The following is a 22,705-nucleotide window of genomic DNA, read 5'->3' as shown; positions in this document are numbered from 1 at the left end:
TTTCTTATTTTCGAACATAAAAAATCCGGTCTGCCAATGCAGACCGGATTTCTGTATCCTAACAGGTTTTTAAAACCTGTTAGGTATTATTTTTATCCCCACCTCTAAACATACCTAACAGGTCTTGGAGACCTGTTAGGAAATCTAAGTCCGCTGAATAGTAACGTTCAAATTGCCAATATCTCCTGCATGCCAAACCTCATCGGCCTGATTTACATATTTTAAAATAGTATCATCAATATGACTGTAGGTATCAGAAAGGAGGAGGATTTTTTTTATTGCAGGTTCAAAGATTCAGAGGTGCAAAGGTACAGAGGTTTTTTTAAAGCACTAAGATTCAAAGGTGCTAAGTTGCTGAGTTTTTTTTCGCAAAGGCGCACAGCAGCAAGTCTTTCGTACCCTTTTCTTATTTTCGAACATAAAAAATCCGGTCTGCCAATGCAGACCGGATTTCTGTATCCTAACAGGTTTTTAAAACCTGTTAGGTATTATTTTTATCCCCACCTCTAAACATACCTAACAGGTCTTGAAGACCTGTTAGGAAATCTAAATACGTTGGATAATTACTGTTTCTTAGGGCTTTTACCTTCTTTTGAATCTTTGGTATCCATCATTTCCATTAGTTTTAATCCTAAAAGGCCACTGATAGAACCATCAGACCCACCGTTTCCTGAAATTAATACATCCGGAATTACTTTGATGTTTCCTTTACCAATTTCTTCGGTTACTTTATATCTGGTAAAATTATCGCCACCCATTGCACTTACCTGAAGCTGATATGATTCAGCAGTCGATTTACCAATTGCCATGATTTTCTCTGCTTCGGCCAAACCGGTTTTAGAGATTCTTTCCGCTTCGGCACTGGCATTCAGTTTCGTTGCTTCTGCCTGTGCTCCTGCTCTTGCTTTTGTCGCTTCGGCTTCGGCATTGGCACGCATTTTTGTAGCTTCCGCTTCAGCGTTTACATTGAGTTTTAAACTGGTAGCATCTCCTTCTGCTTTTTTCACGGTTGCATCGGCGGTACGTTGTGCGATTTCGACACTTTGAGAAGCGCGTACAATTTCTTTTTGCATATCGGCAATAGCCGTTTCTTTTTCCATTCCCTGACGTTGCTCCTGTGCCATTCTTTGGGTTTGATACGTTTTTTGCTCTTCTTCGGCCAGTTTCCTGTCCGTTAAAGTTTTCATTAATGAATCCGGCGGAACGATATCTCCAATCAAAGTATCAACCGCATTTACGTTGTATTCGTCCAATACCAATTTAATATGATTTTTAGCCGATTCCTGACGCTCTTTTCTGGTTGATAAGAACGAAATCACGTCACTGTCCTGAGCCGAGTTTCTGAAATAGTTACCAATGGTTGGTTCTAAGACCTGAGAAACAAGATTGTTCATGCTTCCAAAACGCGCAATTACTTTTGGGGCTTCGGCAGCCGGAACGTGAATAATTTGTGCCACATCCAGATTAAAAGGGAAACCATCTTTGGAACGAACAGTAATCGTCGAAAGATTTTTATCCAAATCATGCGATTCACTTCTGGCATTAGCCCAGTTCAAAACCAGGTTCGTTGTTGGAACAGCCTCTAACTTAGTCGTGTATTTATTCAGCGCATATTTTCCAGGTCCAAAAGGCTCCATCCAGACACCACGCTGACCTTTTGAAACAATATTTCCGTGTTTGAAAGTATCACCGGTCACATCTTTTCCGTCTTCTCCAATATAAGAAATAACAACTCCAACATATCCAATTGGCACATCGGTCATTGGGTTTTGTTCAATCTGTACTCCCCATGTATTAATGTAATACGACCCGGCCAACATTACCTGAGGCTGCAATCCACGATTTCCTCCTGTATCTAAAAACTTGTCAAAATCCTGAAAGTTATTGTGCCCCTCAACAAATTTACCGGCAATTTGTCCCTGCGGAATTGGTTCTCCGTCAAGCGCCGTTACGATACCAATCATGTTCTCGTAAATCTTAATCTGGTCAGCAATTACAATTTCGAATAAGAACGTATTAATACGATAGGATCCTGTAGTAATAAAAGCCGTCTGACGTCCTTTTTGCCCACCATTGTCCAGAAAAAAAGTAGCATCCTGAAAGTTATCACTATCTACCTTTCGGGCTAAGATTCGTCCGGTTGGGATTTCCTGCCCGTCCTTACTTAAAACGAGTCCAATTTTGCCTTCCGGTATAACTGTAAATCCGGACATATCGATTGAATACTGCCAGATCCACATTCCCCAGTACAATCCAGGGGCAAGCGTTTTTGCCTGATAACCCGCCTCCCCTTTTGTCGCAATAATACGACCATCAGGAAGTGATTTATCCGTTCCAAACAAAACGAATTTTTTGGTCACCAGACCAATTTTGTCTTCCGGAACCATTACCATTCCGAAGAAAACGCGTAAAATAAATTTGTAAAAAATAATGGAGAATAAGATTAAAATTATCCACCAATAAGAAGTAATTTCATTCATAATTTTTTGATATTTAGACTACAAACATAATAGAAATATTTCCTATTAAAATGAAATATTTTGAAAATTAACTTTTCCGGATTTTCCATAAACAATGTTAAAAAAAAGCTTTGATTAAATCGTTGGAATTGTCCATTTCTGACACGATTTTTTACCGGGCAAACTATGATTGGTATTTTGGGTTTTAACAGTTTATAGAAAGGTACAGCGGTACAAAGAGACAAAGGTTCATAGGTTTTATTATGCAATTATAAAAAACATAAGCCTTTTTGTAGATCGCACAGCAGTACGTCTATGTCATGTGTTAGACGCACTACTGTGCGCTCTACAATACAACCATAAAAAAAACCTTTGTACCTTTGTACCTCTGTACCTCTGTACCTCTGTACCTCTGTACCTTTGCACCTCTGCACCTCTGCATCTTTGCACCTCTGCATCTTTGTACCTCTGCATCTTTGAACCTATAAAAGAAAAAAATCTTTGTACCTTTGCGCCTCAGAACCTCTGTCCCTTAAAAATGAGATATTTTATTCAATTTGCCTATAACGGAACCCATTATCATGGCTGGCAATTTCAGCCCAATGCTTCTTCTGTTCAGGAAACGTTAAACAAAGCGCTTTCGGTTTTATTAAATGCTCCTATAAATGTAATGGGTGCCGGACGAACAGACACTGGTGTTCATGCACAGGAAATGTACGGTCACTTTGATTTTGAAACTGCGCTTGATGTTCCGAATTTGATTCATAAACTGAATTCGTATTTGCCAAAAGACATTGCCATTTTTGATCTTAAATTAGTTTATGATGACGCACATTGCAGATTTGACGCCACTAAAAGAACCTACGAATACCATATCAATACGGTTAAAAATCCGTTTTTACAGGAATTGAGCTGGTATTTTAATCAAAAATTAGATGTAGCTTTGATGAATGAAGCGGCAAAAATCTTATTAAAGCATACCGATTTTCAATGTTTCTCGAAAGTCAATACAGATGTCAATACATTCGATTGCACGATTTTTGAGGCGTATTGGAAAACTGAAAACAACAAACTGATTTTTACCATTTCAGCCAATCGGTTTTTACGCAATATGGTTCGCTCTATTGTGGGTACTTTGGTAAACATTGGCTTGCATAAAATTTCTCTTATCGATTTTGAAAACATTATTGCGAGTAAAAGCAGAGAGAAAGCCGGATTTTCGGTTCCGGCACACGGATTATATTTAACCGAAATTGAATACGATTATTTATAGCTGTACGCTATAGGCAGTAAGCAGTAAGCTTAAAGTCTAAAGCCTAAAGCTTAAAGCTTAAAAAAATACATGAAAGCAAAAGCATTCGACACTGGATTATTCAAAAGAATTTTAAAATATACTAAACCTTATAAATGGCGCTATTACGGCGTTATACTTTTTGCGGTTTCATTATCGGTTTTTGCGGCACTTCGTCCCTATTTATTAAAAGAAACGGTTGACGGCTATATCAAAACGCACGACAAACAGGGTTTACTCATGTACATTATGTTAATGGGGGTTGTGCTGTTATGTGAAGTTTTCTCTCAGTTTTATTTTGTCTATTGGGCCAACTGGCTGGGTCAGGATATTGTAAAAGACATCAGGACAAAACTTTTCAAACATATCCTGAGTTTTAGAATGAAGTATTTCGATTTGGTCCCGGTAGGACAATTGGTGACCAGATCAGTATCGGACATTGAATCTATTGCACGTATTTTCAGTCAGGGTTTGTTTATGATTATTAGCGACCTGATGAAAATGCTGGTCGTTTTGATTTTCATGTTTTACATGAACTGGAAACTTACCTGGATTGTGGTCGTTGCCATGCCCATTCTGGTTTTTATTACCCGGATTTTTCAGCGTAAAATGCAGGTTGCTTTTGAAGAAGTACGTACACAAATTGCCAATATGAACTCGTTTGTACAGGAACGTGTTACGGGAATGAAGATTGTGCAGCTTTTTAACCGTGAGAAAATTGAAGCAGAGAATTTTAAAGACATCAACAACAAACACAGGGTTGCGTGGATCAAAACCATTTTATACAACTCGATATTTTTCCCTATCGCCGACATCATTTCCTCTATAACTTTAGGATTAGTGGTCGTGTATGGCGGATTCAAAATCCTGAATGGAGACCATTTTACGACTTTTGGGGATTTATTCTCCTATACGATGTTTATTGGTATGTTGTTTAACCCATTGCGTCAGATTGCGGATAAATTCAACGAGATGCAATTAGGAATGATCGCTGCCAATCGTGTTTTTGATATTATCGATACCCAGGACCATATTCAGGACACCGGAACGCTCGAAGCTCCTGTTTTTAACGGAAGCATCGAGTTTAAAGCCGTTCGTTTTAGTTATATTCCGGAAGAAGAAGTCATAAAAGGAATTGATTTATCTGTGGCTGCAGGGCAAACAATCGCCATTGTAGGATCTACAGGAGCCGGAAAATCGACCATTATTAATTTACTGAACCGTTTTTACGAAATAAACAGCGGAACCATTTTTATTGACGGCCACAATATCGAAAACTATACTTTGGCTTCATTAAGAAAACAAATTGCGGTAGTACTGCAAGATGTATTTTTGTTTGCCGATACCATTTACAATAATATCACTTTGCACAATCCGGAGATTACACGTGAACACGTTTTGAATGCTGCCAAAAAAATTGGTGTGCACGATTTCATCATGAGTTTGCCGGACAATTATGATTTTGATGTAAAAGAACGCGGCGTCATGCTTTCGTCCGGGCAACGCCAGTTAATTGCTTTTTTACGTTCGTATGTGAGTAATCCGAGTATTTTGATTCTTGATGAAGCTACCTCATCCATCGACACCTATTCTGAAGAATTGATCCAGCGTGCGACCGAAACGATTACTAAAGGAAGGACTTCGATTATCATCGCACACCGATTGGCTACTATTGTCAATGCCGATAAAATTGTAGTAATGGATAAAGGACTAATTGTAGAGCAGGGAACCCATCAGGAATTACTGAATAAAGTCGACGGTTACTACAAAAACCTCTACGACTCGCAATTTTCGGTGGCTAATTAGATTTTAAAATGCTAAAAAAGTTCTTAAAAAAGTTAAATTAGCGTTATAGGAATCATAAATGTAATATCTGAGGCAAATTATATAATTGTTATGCTTTTTGAATTATTTATCTTTGAGAGACAAAATTCAAATGCAAAAGAAAATGCCACAAAACAGATTTTATCCAAACGAACAATTCAAAGAAATAGAAATAAACGCCTCACTACAACTTAGATATGCCATTTCAAACAAAGGTCGCCTCATAAGCTTTTCGGATGAAATTCAAAACGGCCGCCTCTTAAAAGGAGGTTTAAGTGACGGATATCCCACTTTTAGGTTTAAGGTTAAAAAGGATGACAAAATCGTTAACAAATATCTTTTTTTATACAAATTAGTCGCGCAGTATTTTATTCCGAAGCAATCCGAAGAACAAACTTATGTACTTCATTTAGATTACAACCGAAGTAACGATGACGTAAACAATTTACGCTGGGCCACCAAAGCCGAAATGATGGCGCACAGCCGTAAAAGTCCGCGTGTGATCCAGGCCAAAAAGAACCTGATCGAACACAACTTAAAAGCCGACGGAAGAAAATTAACCACTACTAAAGTAATGTTAATCAAAAAAATCCTGGCGAGACCGGAACAAAAAACACGTCTGAAAATGATCGCCAAACAATTTGGCGTAAGCGAAATGCAAATACGACGTATTGCCAGTGGAGAAAACTGGGGACACGTTAAAGTTTAATTGTTTATTCGTAAAATGTGTTTTGTAAAATGTGAGATGAACGAGAGTTTATTGCATTTTGCAAAACACATTTTACTTTTCATATAGACTGCATTTTTGTTAAAAAACACTCAAATTTCAACTTCATTTTACTTTTTTATATCACTTTTATCTTAATCTCTGTGAAAAGATCAGAATCAGTATGGGTAAAAATAAAATTTCAGGTGTTTTTTAAAATAATTCCTTAAATTCGCAATCACAAATAACAAAAGAAAAATCGGAAAATGAGTTTCGGAATTATAAACTTCATTTTCGGTATTTAATACTAAAAACCAAAAAAATGAAATACGACGTTATTGTTTTAGGAAGTGGTCCCGGCGGATATGTAACAGCGATCAGAGCTTCACAATTAGGCTTTAAAGTAGCTGTAGTTGAAAAGGAAAACCTTGGTGGTGTATGTTTGAACTGGGGATGTATCCCAACAAAAGCATTACTAAAATCAGCTCAGGTTTTTGATTACTTAAAACACGCTTCTGACTACGGATTAAAAGTTTCTGAATTTGATAAAGATTTCCCGGCAGTGGTTCAACGTAGCCGTAATGTTGCTGACGGAATGAGCAAAGGAGTTCAGTTCTTAATGAAAAAAAACAAAATTGACGTTATTGAAGGTTTTGGAAAACTAAAACCAGGAAAAAAACTTGACGTTACAGACAAAGACAATAAAGTTACAGAATACAGCGCTGACCACATTATCATCGCAACAGGAGCTCGTTCCCGCGAGTTGCCAAACTTACCTCAGGACGGTGTAAAAGTAATTGGATACCGTCAGGCAATGACATTACCAACACAGCCAAAATCTATGATTATCGTAGGTTCAGGAGCAATTGGAGTTGAGTTCGCTCATTTCTACAACTCTATGGGAACTGATGTTACTATTGTAGAGTTTATGCCAAACATTGTACCAGTTGAAGACGAAGATATTTCGAAACAAATGGAGCGTTCAATGAAAAAAGCGGGCGTAAAAATTATGACCAACTCTTCTGTTGAGAAAATTGATACTACCGGAACTGGCGTAAAAGCAACTGTAAAAACAGCAAAAGGAGAAGAAATCCTTGAAGCTGACATCGTACTTTCGGCAGTTGGAATTAAAACAAACATTGAAAACATCGGTTTAGAAGAAGTTGGAATCGCTGTTGACAGAGATAAAATCTTAGTAAACGCTTACAACCAAACTAATATCCCTGGTTACTACGCTATTGGCGATGTTACCCCGGGTCAGGCTTTAGCTCACGTAGCTTCGGCAGAAGGAATTAACTGTGTAGAGAAAATTGCCGGTTTACACGTAGACCCAATCGATTACGGAAACGTTCCTGGTTGTACGTATGCTACTCCGGAAATCGCTTCTGTAGGTTTAACAGAGAAACAGGCTAAAGAAAAAGGATACGAACTAAAAATTGGTAAATTCCCATTCTCGGCTTCCGGAAAAGCAAAAGCTGCCGGTGCTGCAGACGGGTTCGTAAAAGTAATCTTTGATGCCAAATACGGAGAATGGTTAGGATGCCACATGATTGGTGCCGGTGTTACCGATATGATTGCTGAGGCAGTTGTAGCCCGTAAACTGGAAACTACAGGTCATGAAATCCTTAAATCGATTCACCCTCACCCAACCATGAGCGAGGCTGTTATGGAAGCTGTTGCAGATGCTTACGGCGAAGTAATTCACTTATAAGAACAAAACCGTTTTTACGGTTATATATAATTTTCAATTTAAAAATCCGGTTTGCGAAAGCAAGCCGGATTTTTTTTGTCTTTACTTTTCAATTGCTTATCTAAAATTTAACCTTATTGTATCAGAAGTATGGCTTATACAGGCAGTTGATTTAGGGTTCAAGTCTTATTTTTATTTTTTGAAAATCATTGTTATGAAACCGTCTTTTTAGGCATAATCGATTCATAAACAAAAAGAACCTGTCAACGAATTGCTATGGAAACAATATCACGTGTTTTATTCTTTATAAGCCACCACGGCTTTTACAGTGCGGTCATTTTTGTACTATCAGGCATATTATGCCTTTATATACGCAAAAAAGGACTATGGGGCACACTAGTAGAGCGATGGGTCATACCCGTAGTGCTCTTCTTAATAATCGCAAATGCTATTGCCGGTCAATTCTTAAACGCCTGGTTTCTGAATGCATTTGGTACGCGGGGAATGGCCATTATAACGCAGCAAACCCGAACAGACAGCAAACTTTACAACTCCAACGCCTATATTTATGACTATACGCCTAATTATGACTATGATGTACTGGTAAAAACACCGGAAGGCAAAGATGTAGTAACAGAATTTAGTAAAACTACTGCCGCTATATACCCTATTCGCAATGCGATTAACATACCGCGCACCAATATTTTCTTTCCGGTGAAATACATCCCCGGCTATGAAAAGAATATTGTAATACTTAATAATGAAAGTGCAGATGGCCTACAACGTAATGCGTCGGAACTCATGCGTCCTGTAGTGAAGGCCCGTATACAATATCAGGCAAGTCCGCAGAATAAAACCTTTATTAAAGAGTATATAGAGGCCATGCAAAACTGGATCGCTAAAAGTACGGACCCCAAAGGTATCCAGACAAGCGAGTTCAGGGATACAATCGAAATGTTACAAAAGCAACTATAAACAGTAATGGCCCACAATAGCCGGAATGCTGAAACCCTAAACAATATGGGACAAACTAAAAATACCTTTTTGACGGACCAGGCAAAATTTAATGCCTTATTACTACTTAATACTATTACTTATTTAGGGCAGCAAAAGTACAAAGCACAAATAGAAAAAATATATTCAACCAACAACAAGTTAACCCAAAAGATAAACGTAGGGAAAACAATAGAATTTATGGGTTGCGGAAACAGTTGGGGTCGTGAAATATTACAAACCGGTGATCGGGCTTTCATCTTTATAAGTACTATCTGTGATACATTTTATGAACATTCCTCCTTTGGACATTTGATACTCGAAGAAGAAGAGGGCGTATTGTACGCAAAATATCAGCAAAGTGAGCTTTGGCTTAAGGATCACATCCCTGCCATCATTAGAGAAAATGCAAGGCAGGATCCCAGACGAAGCTATTCGACCGCTATTAAATTTGATGTAATCGAACAATATTTAATCGATTTGGTTCGTGACAGCCAACCCTAAAAAATATCAGGCAAAAACGCAGTTTGCCTGATACTGCCAAAATAAAATCTAAACGAATCAGGTCTCCCTAAATTATTCTTCTCATGAAACCATTCTTAACAGCTGCCCTTATAGTAATCACTGCAATTATTTTCTATGGCTGCACCAATAAAGAAAGCGCAAAACACAATGCACAGGCTTATTTAGATACCCATTATTCCTCGTTACACTTAAAAGTAGTATGCTTTTTAAGTGCATGGAATGAAGGGAATATGAACCTTAACAACTTTGCATTCCTTGCTGTAGATCAACAGGGCAATGAAATAACAGGCTCATGGGATAACAGCAAAAAACAAATAAGCAACATACAACCGTTGTATAATGAGGTGCTCAAAAGAAAAAAACAGGCAGCCCAGCTCATGCAGTACCTGGGAGATACTATAAAGTCCGATGTTTATTTCGAAAAGAAAGAAGCTGGACAAACCCTGAACCATACAGCTACTACAGCAATAAGTATGTTTTGTTTTACAGAGATCAATACTCAAAATCAATCTGTATTACTGTCAACAATTCGGGAACGCATTAGCCGTTTTGCCCGCGAAACACAATTGGGGCCCTATAAGGCAGTAATTATCTTTGTATACCAGAATCGTCCCAAAAAAACAAAGCCTTACAAAGACCGTAGCTTTTCTGATTTATATGCTCCTCCCTGGCAATCGTACGACGGGTATTTAGAAGCAGGTGCCAGTATGCCTGAACAAAAATATTATAGTGCACCCGTGCATATTACAGGATCAGGCTTTTTTGTGAAGGAACTTAGAGAAAAAGCCTGGACGCAGATCAGTAAAAAGTTTCCGCCGGAAAAGAATGCACAGGCAGCTATTTATATACGCAATCAACCGCGTTTTTTTCTTGTTAACCGCCATAACCTCGATGAAATATTTTTCATGTTTGAGCAGCGGGACCGAAAAGGAATTAAAGCACCAGTACTACTAACAGGCTATTACAATGTCACAACCAGTCTTATTACAGCAGTAAAAAGCACTCCGGTTGATGCAACTAAAGCACGGCTCAATAAAGATCTTGAAGAGTTTGTTCCGGAAAATTGCAGAGTAGATCTGGTAGACAGTTTTACAGAAAAGAAATAATATAAAATTGCTGCAATATGATATTACACAGCTTTATAAGCAAAATAATTCGCTTACCCTGTCTACAAATTGTGGAGTCCCTAAAAAAGAGTGTCTTCCCTATTTAACTTAAAATTTTTTAACCAATTTTTTTTAATCAAACAGAAATAATAAAATGAGAAAAAAAATCATGATCGCTGCATGTGCATTAAGCATGATAGCCGTGTCCTGCACAAATGACAACGAAACAACACCAACGCCAGACTCAACGGGTACCAAATTTTTAACCTCTATATCAGATAGTACTATGGTTACAAACGTATACAGCGCTATTGCGTATCATCCTGATATGAGTTTTAAAAGCTACACAGATTACCCGGAAGGTTCAAAAACAGGAAAAGCACTTGTAACTACTTTGCAGTACACCAACAGTAAGCCTGTAGCTATTTTAACGGGCGTAAGAACAGATGGCACAGATGCAACCGTTTTATATGAATTGCAAAGTAACGCTGCCGGACAGGTGGTAAAAGTGATACCCAAAAAAGAGCTGCAAAGTAATATGAAATATGATTCATTGTTTTACGATACAAAAGGTTATGTTACAGCAATTCACCATTATGGCGAAAATGGTATAGACAATACAGCATGGCTTACAGGCATCGAAAAATTTACCTGGGAAAATAAAAACCTTGTAAAAGTAGAAGAAGAGTTCTGGCAGTTAGGCGTAAAAAGTGCACAATATTACGTCACGACTTATACGTATGATGATAAAATAAATCCGCATAAAACAGTACCGCAAATAGCCTGTTTGTATAGCCAGATGGAAACAGGTCCCTATTTAAATGGTAAACTACCGTATTATGCCTATGCCTCTCAGAATAATCCCCTTGTCATAGCGTCTGTTTTTTATGCATTTGAACCCGGAACAGGAATAACGGGAACTACCACAAAACAAGCCAGCACCTATACTTATACCGAAGATGGTTATCCTGCAACATGTCATTACGAACTCGCCCACATGGAAGGCGCTACGCCACAAATTATAAAACAGAAATATTCTTATAGCATTAAATAATTCTTAAAAACTTTAAAAAAAACAATCATGAAAAAATTAATCTTATTCGCTTTTATTATTAGTTCATTTTCGGTAACAGTAGTACAGGCGCAAAAAAAAGTAGAAATGATTTGCAAAACCATTGATGGCAAACAAACAGCGACCTATAAAGTACAAAATTTTAATTACAATATTAGTCCGTCTCTAAAAGACCCGCAAACTAAAGAAGAAATAATGCCAACCGTAAGTATTTACATGACATTAAAAAATATTCCGAATAAGTTTTTATTGCAATGGGTGTCCGGTCTGAATACTGAAATGAACGGCGAAATTATCAGCACAAATCTGGCGACAGGAAAAGTAGAGCGAACTATCTCTTTTAAATCGGCCATGATTTTAAGCCTGACAGATAATATTAGCACAGCAGGTTCAGGTTATGGAGAAGATGAAGGCTGTGGCTTAACCATAATGCCCAAAAAACTGATAATAGACGGTGTTGAAATGAAATTTGATTCTACAAAGTAACACAACCGTAAACCAAGAACACAAAAGCAAAAGCAAGCTCATAAAACATACGCTTGCTGTATTGCGTTGCTACAAATAAGCACTAAAAATACACCCAGTTTAATCTTTAAACAATATAAATGAAAAAACATTTTAGTACTGTTTTTATATGCACAGAAATCACCTGAAAATATGCACAGAAATCACCTGAAAAATTCTTTGGTAAAAATTCCTCTACAGCAGAATTGGTATGTTCTTCATCCGCCTATGTTGAATGGGTTGCAGAAAGCCCGGAAGTATTTATAGAAAATAAATAATAATAAAGAATTATCATGCTAATAGCTTCAAATTGCCCTCATTGTTACGAAAAAATCATGCTGGAGGATACCGAAATACTTGGTTTTTGCCTGTATTGCGGCAAGAAAATCAATCTGGAACAACTTAGTTCGTCAGAAAATAGTATCGAGAAAGGACGTCAATACCTGCTTGAAGAAAACTGTGAAGAAGCAGAAAGAATATTTGATGTATTACTGCAACACTACCCCAAAAATCATGAAGTATTATGGGGTAAGTTTAGATCAGCTGATGGCATCTTGATTGAGCAGTACAAAGGCTGTATTACCATCAATGATAAACGTATTAATCTGCGCAAGATTATAGAAGCAAATCCCGCTGCAAAATTAAATGCTATTAAAGAACTGAAAATAGTTTCCGGTTTAGGTTTAAAACAGTGCAAAGATATAATAGATGCAGCTTATCCACGTTCCGGTGAACTCGTTTATTCTATCCGGAACCTGACGGTAAAAGAAGCAAAAGCATTAGAAGAAGCTGCACTGGGGCGCACAAGCTCAATGCCGCCAATAACCGCGAAAAATCTTGAATATGCAAACAATGCCATAGCTTATGCTCCGGAACAAATGAAGAATCATTACAGCAAAAAATTAAATGAGCGACAAGAAAAAGTTATAAATATAAAAATAGATCCCGACAAAGGAGCCTGTTACATTGCAACAGCAGTATATGGCAGCTATGATGCACCGGAAGTAATAGTACTGCGTCATTTTAGAGATCACGTACTGGCCCGTTCAGTTGCAGGTCGTTTATTTATACACTGCTATTATTTTATCAGTCCGCCGTTAGCGCGACAATTACAAACGCCCTCTTGTATCAATCTAGCCGTAAAAAAAACACTCAACAAACTGGTCAAAAAAATAGCCGGAAATACTATAACATCATAAGCAGACAGGAAAGGAGAAACGCTTAAAATTACAATAACATAATTTTTCTGTATCTTTAAAAAGTCAACCGATTACAAACATTTAATCCTACAACTGCATGAAAAACAGTATCAAATTAGTAATCCCCCTACTATTTATCACCGTCCTTGTTTATATCATAGTAACCGTGCTAAATAAGAATAGCCACAGAGAGGCTACAGGAGAATTAATTTATTATACCCTAAACAATGCACCAATGGCAGCGGCTTGCGTAGCACATTTTAAAGCCCATACTGTCAGCGGGGGAATGTCAAGCGGCACAACATCCCATTATGCAGAAGCTATTAACCTTCAAACGGGCGAAGTAGTGTGGAGTACAGAATTATCAGGTCAAAAAGGCGATTGGGTAAGCACAAATCTCTTAATGGCACAATCTAAAGCGTATTTTTTTTATTTTTTAGACGGGCTCATTGTGGTAGACAAAGCAACAGGAAAAATAGTAGCCGAAACGAAAGACCTGGAAAAAGAAAATCCCGCACAAAAAGAAAATTTTCCTTCAGATCCGAAGAAATACTATTTCAACGAGCCTGAACAAGCTATACTCTTTACAAGGAATGACGCGTTATGTTATGTGCTGAACACAAATACATTAAAAACCACCGTAACTTCAAATAAAGAAATCCCCCGGCGCCTATTACAGAACACTGCTATTTGTGGATACGATGCTGCAAACGGAAAATTTACCGGCATATTGGGTGAGGAGGATAAAGAACAGCTAGAGAATGGATACTATTATGGTGGCCGTACTGACGAAAATGCACGACGTTATTTATACAAAAGCAGTTATACAGGGCTAAACAAAACAGGCCGCGGATTTATCATGGATAGCCTGATAAAAATAAACGACGAGCCATTTATTTACGGTACTTTTTTAACCAGTACACCACTTCCTGATAATGTGGTACGCGAAAATCCACCTGTGCTGCACCTCGCCCATCCTGATGCTTATATAATGATACACCAAACAAGCCTTGCAACTGATGCCAAAATGCTGATTAGTATTGTACAACCCAACGGAAAAATAATCAGGACCATAAAAACGCCTTTGCAGGGAATAAGCAGTTATCATCTTTATAACAGGCACCTGGCCCTGGCAGGAACTCAAAAATACGGGAATATAACTGATCTCTTATACCTTGACCTCACCAACGGATCTGCAAAGGGATTTACTTTTAACAATCAGGAAACATACGAAATACGGTAAAAGAGCGCTATGTATTCTTACAGATAAACAAGGAAAATACCCTTTCAGGTAACCAAAAACCACGAAGTAAAAAAATTGTTTAAAAGCAAAGAATAGCAACTAAAAAAATAGCATGAAAAAAAACAATATCAAATTCCTGATCCCCCTATTGTTTATCATGGGCGTTATATATGTCATGCCAAATATACTAAACAAGTATCGCAAAGGAGAGGCTAAAGGAAAAGTTATATACTACACCATAAACAATGCCCCAATGGCAGCGGCTTATGTAGTCCGTAGTGGAAACAGAGGCAGAAGGAACGGTGCAGTATCCCATTATGCAGAAGCCATTAACCTTCAAACGGGCGAAGTAGTATGGAGTACAAAATTATCAGGTCAAAAAGACGACCGGCCAAGCACACATCTTTTAATGGCACAATCTAAAGTCTATCTTTTTTACTTTTTAGACGGGCTCATTGTGGTAGACAAAGCAACAGGAAAAATAGTAGCCGAAACGAAAGACCTGGAAAAAGAAAATCCCGCACAAAAAGAAAATTTTCCTTCTCGCCTGGACAAATACTATTTTAACGAACCTGAACAAGCTCTCTTCTTTACAGGCAATGATGCGTTAGGTTATGCGCTGAACCTAAATACACTAAAAACCACTGTTACTTCAAATAATAAAATACCACAGCGCATCCCGTTATATGACAATGTTTATTTAGATAATACTATTTGTGGATATGATACTGCAAGCGGAAAATTTATCGGCATATTGGGTGAAGTGGATAAAAAACAGCTAAAAAGCGGATACTATTATGGTGGCAGTACTGACGACAATGCACGACGTTATTTATACAAAAGCAGTTACACAGGGCTAAACAAAACAGGCCACGGATTTATTATGGATAGCCTGATAAAAATAAACGACGAGCCATTTATTTACGGTACTTTTTTAACCAGTACACCACTTCCTGATAATGTGGTACGCGAAAACCCACCTGTGCTGCACCTCGCCCATCCTGATGCTTATATAATGATACACCAAACAAGCCTTGCAACTGATGCCAAAATGCTGATTAGTATTGTACAACCCAACGGAAAAATAATCAGGACCATAAAAACGCCTTTGCAGGGAATAAGCAGTTATCATCTTTATAATACACACCTGGCCCTGGCAGGAACTCAAAAATCCGGAAAAATATCTGATCTCTTATACCTTGACCTCACCAACGGAACTGTAAAGGAATTTACTTTTTGACAATCAGAAAACATACGAAATACAGTAAGAGAGCGCTATGTAATCTTACAGATAAAACAAGGAAAAAATACCCTTTCAGGTAACAAAAAACGGCGAAGTAAAAAAATTGGTTATAATTAAAGAACAGCAATTAACATGCAACTTTAAAAAAGAACCTTGATGTAAATCCGGTTTGCGAAAGCAAGTCGGATTTTTTATTCCTACACATAAAATTGTTAATAAAATTACGGTTTGTCAGCATATAATCTGACAACATTCTAACCTATTCGTTAGACATTTGGTTTATTACAAATCATCGCTTTTGAATTAACAGTAAAGACCTGCGACAATGAAAAATCTTAGAAAACTAAAAATTCATACCAAATACAAACCTGGAATTCGTACCTATACCACAATTCCCGTAGTAAAACTGGAAGGAAAATGGCTTAACAAACTTGGCTTTAACGAAGGACAAATGGTAAACATCGAACAAAAGAATAAAAAGCTGATCATTACGATTGATAAACAACAGGAATAACCAGACCTGACCAAAGTCTGTCCCTATATTTAGGAATAAACTTCAATCTAAAAATGTTATTTGCTTTTTACGATCTAGTCCTATTTTAATATAAAATTGTCTTTTAAAACCTTTAATTTTTTTTAAAATACTTTATTTTGTTGTTTTATATTATCTGAAATAAAAGCAAAGAAGACCCTGAAAAATTAGATCGTATATTTCGGTTTCTAATGACGAAGAAACTTTAATTTTGAACTTATCGAATTATTTATTAAGATAGAAAAACCTTAAAATCAGAAAACAATGGCACATACTTCCTACTCTAACCTGGCATTTATTGCACCTTCTTCAAATGCAGACCTGACTCTTTTAAAAAATAATTTAGAAGCTTTTTATAACAGGCCGGTAATAAAAACCAAACCGGAAATTGTAAGCGATCATCACAAAATCACGATCACATTTAATGATGGTTATCGCTTGTACATTGTATTTAATGATGACGAATATGTCAATACAGAAGCAAAAGAAATGGCGGATATTTTTGCACTGGATTGGAATGATAACTCTTTTGATAAAGAAAAATTAAAAACCTGCAATAAAAGATTTGAAGTTTGGGGTGATAGTGATTTTGATATGGAATACTTCAATGATAGTTTGTTTGTACTAGAAGAAATAGAGCAATTCCATGATGTTGTTATATTTACCATGTAAGAAGAGATAAAGCACTATTGTATTATTTCTTGTAAAGATGTATTGCTATCATCATCTAAAATCAAAATATTTTAAAATACAAAGCCAATCTAATAGACTGGCTTTTGCATTTTAAATTCTTACTTCGCTTTTAGTTCCTTAAATTGCTCAGTATACATATCTTTTACTTCTACTTCGGTATTGTCTTTTAATCTGCGTATTTTATATGATATTGGGGCTGAAGACCCTACTAATGATGCATTATCAGGAGTTTGTAAAAATTTCACAAAGCTATTATAATCAGTTACTTTTCCGCCAAGTGAATTTGGTCCCCCAACAATCATAACTTTCACTTTATTTTGCGCAAATAATTTTTTAAACTCCTCAGAATAATTTACATCTACAGCAATATCGACCACTTTTAGTGCCACACCCACTGATGCCTTAACCATCATATTATTGTAAGCCTCATCTTTAGTTGTTTCAATGAGTATATAAGCAACCCGGCCATAATCTACATTACTTACATAAACAGGTTCATGAGATCCAAAGTTGTTCGCATTTATATCCCCATCTATCCAGTCTGTATAATATTTGGGGTCAATGGTCATACTGTACAAACGTTGCCTTACTTTTACCATTACATAAGACTTTGTATTGGTTGAGCCGCTATTTTGTGTGTAACCAAAATTTACTTTTACTAAACCGCCTAATACGTTTACATTTAAATGCGCATCAAGTGCTTTTTTAAAACTATTTTCTGTTGTAATCTCATCACTTTGATATTCATAGTAAGTTGGTATTGCATTATAATCAATAAGATTTTTATTTTTGTTGACTAAAATATTTGTAGCATTTGTTATCTCACTATACGTTGGCAGAATGTTCGCACTAACAGACAAATCACCTCTTAAAGACATTGATAAAGTAACAGGCTTAAAAGAGTTTTTAAGCACTAACGGATCATACGTTGCATTCATGAAACTTGAACCACGCAAAATACTTCCGGGATAAATTACGTCTAGATTTGCCTCGTTTATAATAGAAAGGGGCGAAAGTGTAGTTTGCTTTTCTACTTCTGTAAGATAAACGTATTCGTTGTTACCTGTTATAGGATTTAATTCCTGTAACCCGGTTTTTTTAGAACTAAGCACATTATCCGGTTTTGTTGCGAAAACTACGGGTTGCAAATCTTCTAAACTACCACCCGTAGCATTGTTTTTATCATCACTACTACAAGAAGTAAATAATCCGGCGCTAATGGCTAGCACTAAAATGGGCATTATTTGACTATTCATCATTATCAATAAATCGGATGCACTACCCGTTTTTGAAGACTGGCAAAATTACTTATCCACTACAGTTCAAAATTTAATCACACATCATTTATCGAAAAAAAATCATTCTCTTTCAAAAAAATGAACCACCTATCGTTATCGGCATTTACAACAATATTTTTATATTTAACACCAAAAACATAATTTATGATTAAATTATAAAAATCATCAAAGATATACATTGGCATGTCATTAAGTTCATTCTTGCTAAAAAGATAGACTTTTCCGTCTTGTTTACTCAGCATAAGTGGTTCATACAATATTTGCCCAATGCATAACCAAGCATCTTGCATTCCTTGTATTTCTGAAACATAAAATTGGTTATTAGGTATGCTATTAGTGTCCCAAAGGTCGATATCCCCACAACGAGCCCCATTGCATACACTAAGAAACTCACTATAGGCGGTGTAACTTTTCAACCCATCAGGGATACTGGTAGCCTTGTTTCCTAACTTACAAAACAATATTGACTTTGGTCTTTCGCTAAGCTTTTCTCTTACTGTGTCAATAATTTTTGGCAACTTATTACTCAAAATTCACATCCTTTCCTTCTACATCTAACACTCTAATTGTTATAGGAGTACTGGACTCAAGATTTCTTATCTGTGGCCATATTTGCAATGACCCAATATCATAATTAGTTTGTGAATGTAAGAATCTAAGATTAGATACATCATCCGACCCTCCCAGCTGAAGCTCCCAAATATGATCTGGTTGCATTTCACTTGTTACGCGTTGAAATCGGATCACTGCTAATGTTGTGTTCATTGCTTTAAAAAATTATTTTTCTGTGGGTCAAATAAAAAAACACCCTCTATATCTTCCAAAAAAGAAATAATATGAATTATTTGATTTGTATACTCTTTTTTATCATCAGAACCAAATACAACTCGAACTCTTTTATCAATTTTTGATACATCATATGCAATGTCACTGCCCGCATTTTTTTGAATTTCCGATGAGTCACTTTGCACAAAAATACCTTCTTCATAATGCACTCTAGTCTTCCATCCCACCCATTTCAGAAGTACATTTTTATTTTTTTTAAAAGGTATTTTTTCAAATTCCAATGAAAATTCATTATCATTTTTAAAAAACTCCTTAAGTTCAAAAAATAGTGACTCAATAGAGATTTTTGGCGATTTATCACTAAGTAACGCACACAAAACAAAACTCATAAAACTAATCCTTATTCATTTTTTCCATCGTTTAATACTACAGGCTCTAATTTGTCTAAAGCAGCCTGACTTCATCATTTTTATTGTTGTCACTACTACAAGAAGTAAATATTGCCGTGCCAATGGCCAGAGCCATAATTACATTTTTTTTCATTTGGTTTTTCATGTTAGTTATTATTTCTGTTTAATATTCAAATTGCTATATGTAATAATATTATCAGGTTCATGATTTCTTTTTTGTGTACTTTTAAGTTCAGACAATATCCAGTCAGGCACTATCTGGGGGCCTTTTTCAGTATTTACCTTTTCACTAAATGTCATCACAGTATTTATAGCAATATTTCCGTCATATTTTTTACCGTTGTATAATGCTGTATAACTATTTTGTTTAGTATCACTGTCTGTTAAGTAGAGGTCGTTGGTCTGATCTCCATCATCAATAGTAAATTCGTAATAACGGCTGTGTTTCGAACTTGAAAACATCGTCGAATTATCTGTTTGCACACTTCTGGTATAAGCTTCGATTTTTACTGCAGAAAACAACATTTCCTGCGTAGATGCAGCAACATATTTATTCGATTGCATCTTATGAAGGGCATATCCCTGCACAAAATTTCCGGGTTTTAAAATCGAAACAAAAAAAGAAGAATTTGCTTTTTTAAGAATAATGCTGTCCCGCGTTATTTTAGCAACAATACTGTCTTTTACCAAGAGACCTGAAGGAAGTACTTTTATTTCTTCCTGAAAATTATAATCAATTTTGTTTTGTTGGTGTTTGGTAGCATCTGTCGTTATTGGTTTTAACACATATACTACACCCGCTGACGAATCGAAGTCTTTGATTTTAAGATCAAATTTTAAAACTTCTCCTACCTGAATGTTGTTCCAGGCTGACCGTTCACTATTTTTAGATATAGTAAAATTGGCTTCGTTTTGATGAATAGTTTCTGATGAACTATTTTCCTCGCTACAAGAAGCAAGGCAGACAAGGATAAAAATAAAATATTTTTTCATATTACTTTTTTTTCTTACAAATTAAACCCTTTACTATATCGTTTTCGTTCACTATAAGTTTTTAAAGTAACAGAATAAGCTTTTTTTTGAGGTGCTTGAAAAATGCATGTATGACTTATTAAAAATAAGTACACTTTACGATCATACACATCGGGGTCTACAGCTACAGATAATTTTAAAATTAGAAAGAGACACAATTTGCTTTTACAAGTCGGTTTTCTTTTTTTAATTTAACCTTTATTTATTTTCTATAATTTCTTCCCAAACTTTATTTTCATAACTTTATAACGCAATACACAAGATTATGAAAGAGATAACCATTGTTGAATTTCCATCAAATTTGGGTTTAAAAGAACCTCAACCGGGCAAAGAACCCGGAGTAAAAAATTTACCGGATTGGTTATGGAGACATAATTTACATAAAGCTATTTATCCTAAAAACAGCATCAGACTTGATCCGCCCAGGTATAGCCATGTTCGGGATCATCAAACTCAAATTCTCAATGCCAATTCGCTGGTCGAGTATGCGCGCGAACAAGCCTATTTAATCAATAATATCCTGACTCAGAATAAATTTCCGTTTGTATTGGGCGGCGATTGCAGTATTCTTCTGGGGCCTGCGATCGCTTTAAAACAAAAAGGAAACTACAGCGTATTTTACCTCGACGGCCATACAGATTTTATGGATGTTTCTTTATCCGAAACCGGGGGCGTTGGCGGAATGGCGGCCTCAATCGTGACTGGAAACGGACCGGAAAAACTAACCAATATTCTCCATTTATCGCCTTATATAAAACAAGAAAATCTTTGGTGCGTGGGCAACCGCGAATACGATGACGAATACGAAAATGAAATCAGAAATTCGGCTGCTACTTATGTGAGCCTTGATCATTTGCGAAAACAAGGTATTTTGAATACCGTACAATCTTTCCTGTTACAAATAGAAAATAAGAATCTCGATGGTTTCTGGCTTCACATCGATGCAGATGTTTTAAATGATGCCATCATGCCCTGCGTAGACAGCCGGACACCAGACGGGCTTACTTATGCAGAATTCAACGAACTTACCTCCTATTTGTTTCAAAGCCCAAAATTAACCGGGCTCGAAATCACCATTTTAGATCCTGACCTCGACCTTACAGGACAATACACAAAAGATTTTGTGGCCAATATTACCACAACTTTCAAAAAGCATTTCGATACTTTATTCTGATAAAGGATAAGAAATCCTTCTTTGGAAAATCAGGATATTTCAAATTTTATTTTAAATTAGTTCACCGAATATCTTTCTCCAAAAAGATATTTTATACCATTCTATTATCTAAACTTAAAAAACATGACATTAGACGAATACAAAAAAGAATTTTCAGAAGATGATGCTGTGGGCTGGTTAGCTATAGACAAACAGCTCGACGAACTTTATCCCAATCAGGAACCCAAACATTTTGCTCCTCCAATACCGTATATGCTGGGCGGAGAAGATCCGCTTGACGGAATAAGTATCTACGAAAGTAAAAAGCAAACAGATCATTTTCATTTTGTGACTTACGGCTTTTCAGAATTGTATTATGATGAAGAAAAACTAGAAAATGAATTTAGCAAATGGGGGTTTGAACTCACTTTTCGATTAAAACCTTTTCAGGACGACAGCGAAACTCCGGGCTGGCCTATTGCACTTTTGCAAAACATTGCCAAATATGTTTTTAGCAGTGGCAACTGGTTCGAAGAATTTCATTATATGCCCGCAAACGGCCCTATCAGACTCGAGACCGAAACAGAAATAACGGCTTTATTGTTTGTAAATGATCCTGAACTGGAGAAAATACAAACACCACACGGCGAAGTTTCTTTTTTGCAAATCGTAGGCATAACTTCAGCCGAATATGACCATTTAAAAGAAAACCCGGAAACGGCCGAAGCATTATACCACAAATTAAAAGAAAACAATCCGCTATTAATTACCGATTTGACCAGAAAATAAATAGCCGCATTTCCATCCCAAAATCCGATTTATGAAAATAAGTCGGATTTGTTTTTTGTACATGTCCTAATTGTATTTCGCCAGAACATCTGCTCAGGTTTTACCTTTTTATCATAAAAAAGAGTATTTTAGCTTGGTAATAGTATTTCAAAATAAA

Annotated in this window: 21 protein-coding genes and 1 pseudogene; 16 read left to right on the top strand and 6 right to left on the bottom strand. The window is 36.4% G+C overall.

Features of this window, described 5'->3' with window-relative positions; translation table 11 throughout:
* Positions 1–159: 159 nt before the first annotated feature.
* Positions 160–279, bottom strand: a pseudogene (locus ACHRWY_RS18780) (YfcE family phosphodiesterase); the annotation flags it as partial.
* 284 nt (positions 280–563) lie between these two features.
* On the bottom strand, positions 564–2,480 hold the full coding sequence (locus ACHRWY_RS18775) for an SPFH domain-containing protein (protein ID WP_395356724.1): 1,917 nt from the start codon (positions 2,478–2,480) through the stop codon (positions 564–566).
* A 517-nt stretch (positions 2,481–2,997) separates the two neighbouring features.
* On the opposite strand from ACHRWY_RS18775, the gene truA reads away from it, so the two are divergent.
* The 14 genes from truA to ACHRWY_RS18705 all read left to right on the top strand — a co-directional run bounded on the left by truA (position 2,998) and on the right by ACHRWY_RS18705 (position 17,059).
* Positions 2,998–3,732, top strand: a complete 735-nt coding sequence (truA, locus tag ACHRWY_RS18770) for a tRNA pseudouridine(38-40) synthase TruA (RefSeq protein WP_395356723.1) — start codon at positions 2,998–3,000, stop codon at positions 3,730–3,732.
* Between the two features lie 69 nt (positions 3,733–3,801).
* On the top strand, positions 3,802–5,556 hold the full coding sequence (locus ACHRWY_RS18765) for an ABC transporter ATP-binding protein (protein ID WP_395356721.1): 1,755 nt from the start codon (positions 3,802–3,804) through the stop codon (positions 5,554–5,556).
* 142 nt (positions 5,557–5,698) lie between these two features.
* Positions 5,699–6,283: an NUMOD4 domain-containing protein gene (locus tag ACHRWY_RS18760; RefSeq protein WP_395356719.1), complete on the top strand. Its 585-nt coding sequence runs from the start codon at positions 5,699–5,701 to the stop codon at positions 6,281–6,283.
* A gap of 319 nt (positions 6,284–6,602) precedes the next feature.
* Positions 6,603–7,991 carry a dihydrolipoyl dehydrogenase gene (lpdA, locus tag ACHRWY_RS18755; protein WP_395356718.1) on the top strand — a complete coding sequence of 463 codons (1,389 nt, stop codon included), beginning with the start codon at positions 6,603–6,605 and terminating at the stop codon, positions 7,989–7,991.
* A 402-nt stretch (positions 7,992–8,393) separates the two neighbouring features.
* Complete coding sequence (locus ACHRWY_RS18750; protein WP_395356716.1) at positions 8,394–8,945, top strand: hypothetical protein; 552 nt, start codon at positions 8,394–8,396, stop codon at positions 8,943–8,945.
* Between the two features lie 6 nt (positions 8,946–8,951).
* A complete protein-coding gene (locus tag ACHRWY_RS18745; protein WP_395356714.1) occupies positions 8,952–9,467 on the top strand; it encodes a hypothetical protein in 516 nt (171 codons plus the stop codon).
* Positions 9,468–9,550: 83 nt separating this feature from the next.
* Positions 9,551–10,594 (top strand): hypothetical protein, encoded by a 1,044-nt coding sequence (locus tag ACHRWY_RS18740; protein WP_395356712.1) that lies wholly within the window; start codon positions 9,551–9,553, stop codon positions 10,592–10,594.
* 154 nt (positions 10,595–10,748) lie between these two features.
* Positions 10,749–11,648 carry a hypothetical protein gene (locus ACHRWY_RS18735; protein ID WP_395356711.1) on the top strand — a complete coding sequence of 300 codons (900 nt, stop codon included), beginning with the start codon at positions 10,749–10,751 and terminating at the stop codon, positions 11,646–11,648.
* A 27-nt stretch (positions 11,649–11,675) separates the two neighbouring features.
* Positions 11,676–12,152, top strand: coding sequence for a type VI secretion system tube protein TssD (gene tssD, locus ACHRWY_RS18730; RefSeq protein ID WP_395356709.1), 477 nt, complete (start codon positions 11,676–11,678; stop codon positions 12,150–12,152).
* A gap of 311 nt (positions 12,153–12,463) precedes the next feature.
* A complete protein-coding gene (locus ACHRWY_RS18725) occupies positions 12,464–13,369 on the top strand; it encodes a CFI-box-CTERM domain-containing protein (RefSeq protein ID WP_395356708.1) in 906 nt (301 codons plus the stop codon).
* A 97-nt stretch (positions 13,370–13,466) separates the two neighbouring features.
* Positions 13,467–14,612, top strand: coding sequence for a PA2928 family protein (locus ACHRWY_RS18720; RefSeq protein WP_395356706.1), 1,146 nt, complete (start codon positions 13,467–13,469; stop codon positions 14,610–14,612).
* A gap of 112 nt (positions 14,613–14,724) precedes the next feature.
* Positions 14,725–15,852: a PA2928 family protein gene (locus tag ACHRWY_RS18715; protein ID WP_395356705.1), complete on the top strand. Its 1,128-nt coding sequence runs from the start codon at positions 14,725–14,727 to the stop codon at positions 15,850–15,852.
* Between the two features lie 328 nt (positions 15,853–16,180).
* Complete coding sequence (locus tag ACHRWY_RS18710; protein ID WP_395356704.1) at positions 16,181–16,369, top strand: SymE family type I addiction module toxin; 189 nt, start codon at positions 16,181–16,183, stop codon at positions 16,367–16,369.
* A 282-nt stretch (positions 16,370–16,651) separates the two neighbouring features.
* The gene (locus ACHRWY_RS18705; protein ID WP_395356703.1) at positions 16,652–17,059 is read left to right on the top strand and encodes a hypothetical protein; all 408 of its coding nucleotides are present in this window, start codon (positions 16,652–16,654) and stop codon (positions 17,057–17,059) included.
* A 119-nt stretch (positions 17,060–17,178) separates the two neighbouring features.
* Here ACHRWY_RS18705 and ACHRWY_RS18700 read toward each other — a convergent pair whose 3' ends face one another.
* The 4 genes from ACHRWY_RS18700 to ACHRWY_RS18685 form a co-directional block, all read right to left on the bottom strand.
* Positions 17,179–18,339 (bottom strand): thiol-activated cytolysin family protein, encoded by a 1,161-nt coding sequence (locus tag ACHRWY_RS18700; RefSeq protein WP_395356702.1) that lies wholly within the window; start codon positions 18,337–18,339, stop codon positions 17,179–17,181.
* Positions 18,340–18,413: 74 nt separating this feature from the next.
* On the bottom strand, positions 18,414–18,896 hold the full coding sequence (locus tag ACHRWY_RS18695) for a hypothetical protein (RefSeq protein ID WP_395356700.1): 483 nt from the start codon (positions 18,894–18,896) through the stop codon (positions 18,414–18,416).
* A 243-nt stretch (positions 18,897–19,139) separates the two neighbouring features.
* Positions 19,140–19,553 (bottom strand): hypothetical protein, encoded by a 414-nt coding sequence (locus ACHRWY_RS18690; protein ID WP_395356699.1) that lies wholly within the window; start codon positions 19,551–19,553, stop codon positions 19,140–19,142.
* A 174-nt stretch (positions 19,554–19,727) separates the two neighbouring features.
* Positions 19,728–20,567: a hypothetical protein gene (locus ACHRWY_RS18685; RefSeq protein ID WP_395356698.1), complete on the bottom strand. Its 840-nt coding sequence runs from the start codon at positions 20,565–20,567 to the stop codon at positions 19,728–19,730.
* 304 nt (positions 20,568–20,871) lie between these two features.
* Between ACHRWY_RS18685 and ACHRWY_RS18680 the strand changes: the two genes are divergently transcribed.
* Both ACHRWY_RS18680 and ACHRWY_RS18675 read left to right on the top strand, forming a co-directional pair.
* The gene (locus ACHRWY_RS18680) at positions 20,872–21,780 is read left to right on the top strand and encodes an arginase family protein (RefSeq protein ID WP_395356696.1); all 909 of its coding nucleotides are present in this window, start codon (positions 20,872–20,874) and stop codon (positions 21,778–21,780) included.
* A gap of 123 nt (positions 21,781–21,903) precedes the next feature.
* A complete protein-coding gene (locus tag ACHRWY_RS18675; protein ID WP_395356695.1) occupies positions 21,904–22,548 on the top strand; it encodes a suppressor of fused domain protein in 645 nt (214 codons plus the stop codon).
* Positions 22,549–22,705 lie beyond the last annotated feature (157 nt).

Source organism: Flavobacterium sp. FlaQc-48, from assembly GCF_044007335.1.
Lineage (GTDB): Bacteria > Bacteroidota > Bacteroidia > Flavobacteriales > Flavobacteriaceae > Flavobacterium.
The sequence above is the reverse complement of the archived record's forward strand: the minus strand, read 5'-3'. Positions and strand labels throughout refer to the sequence as shown.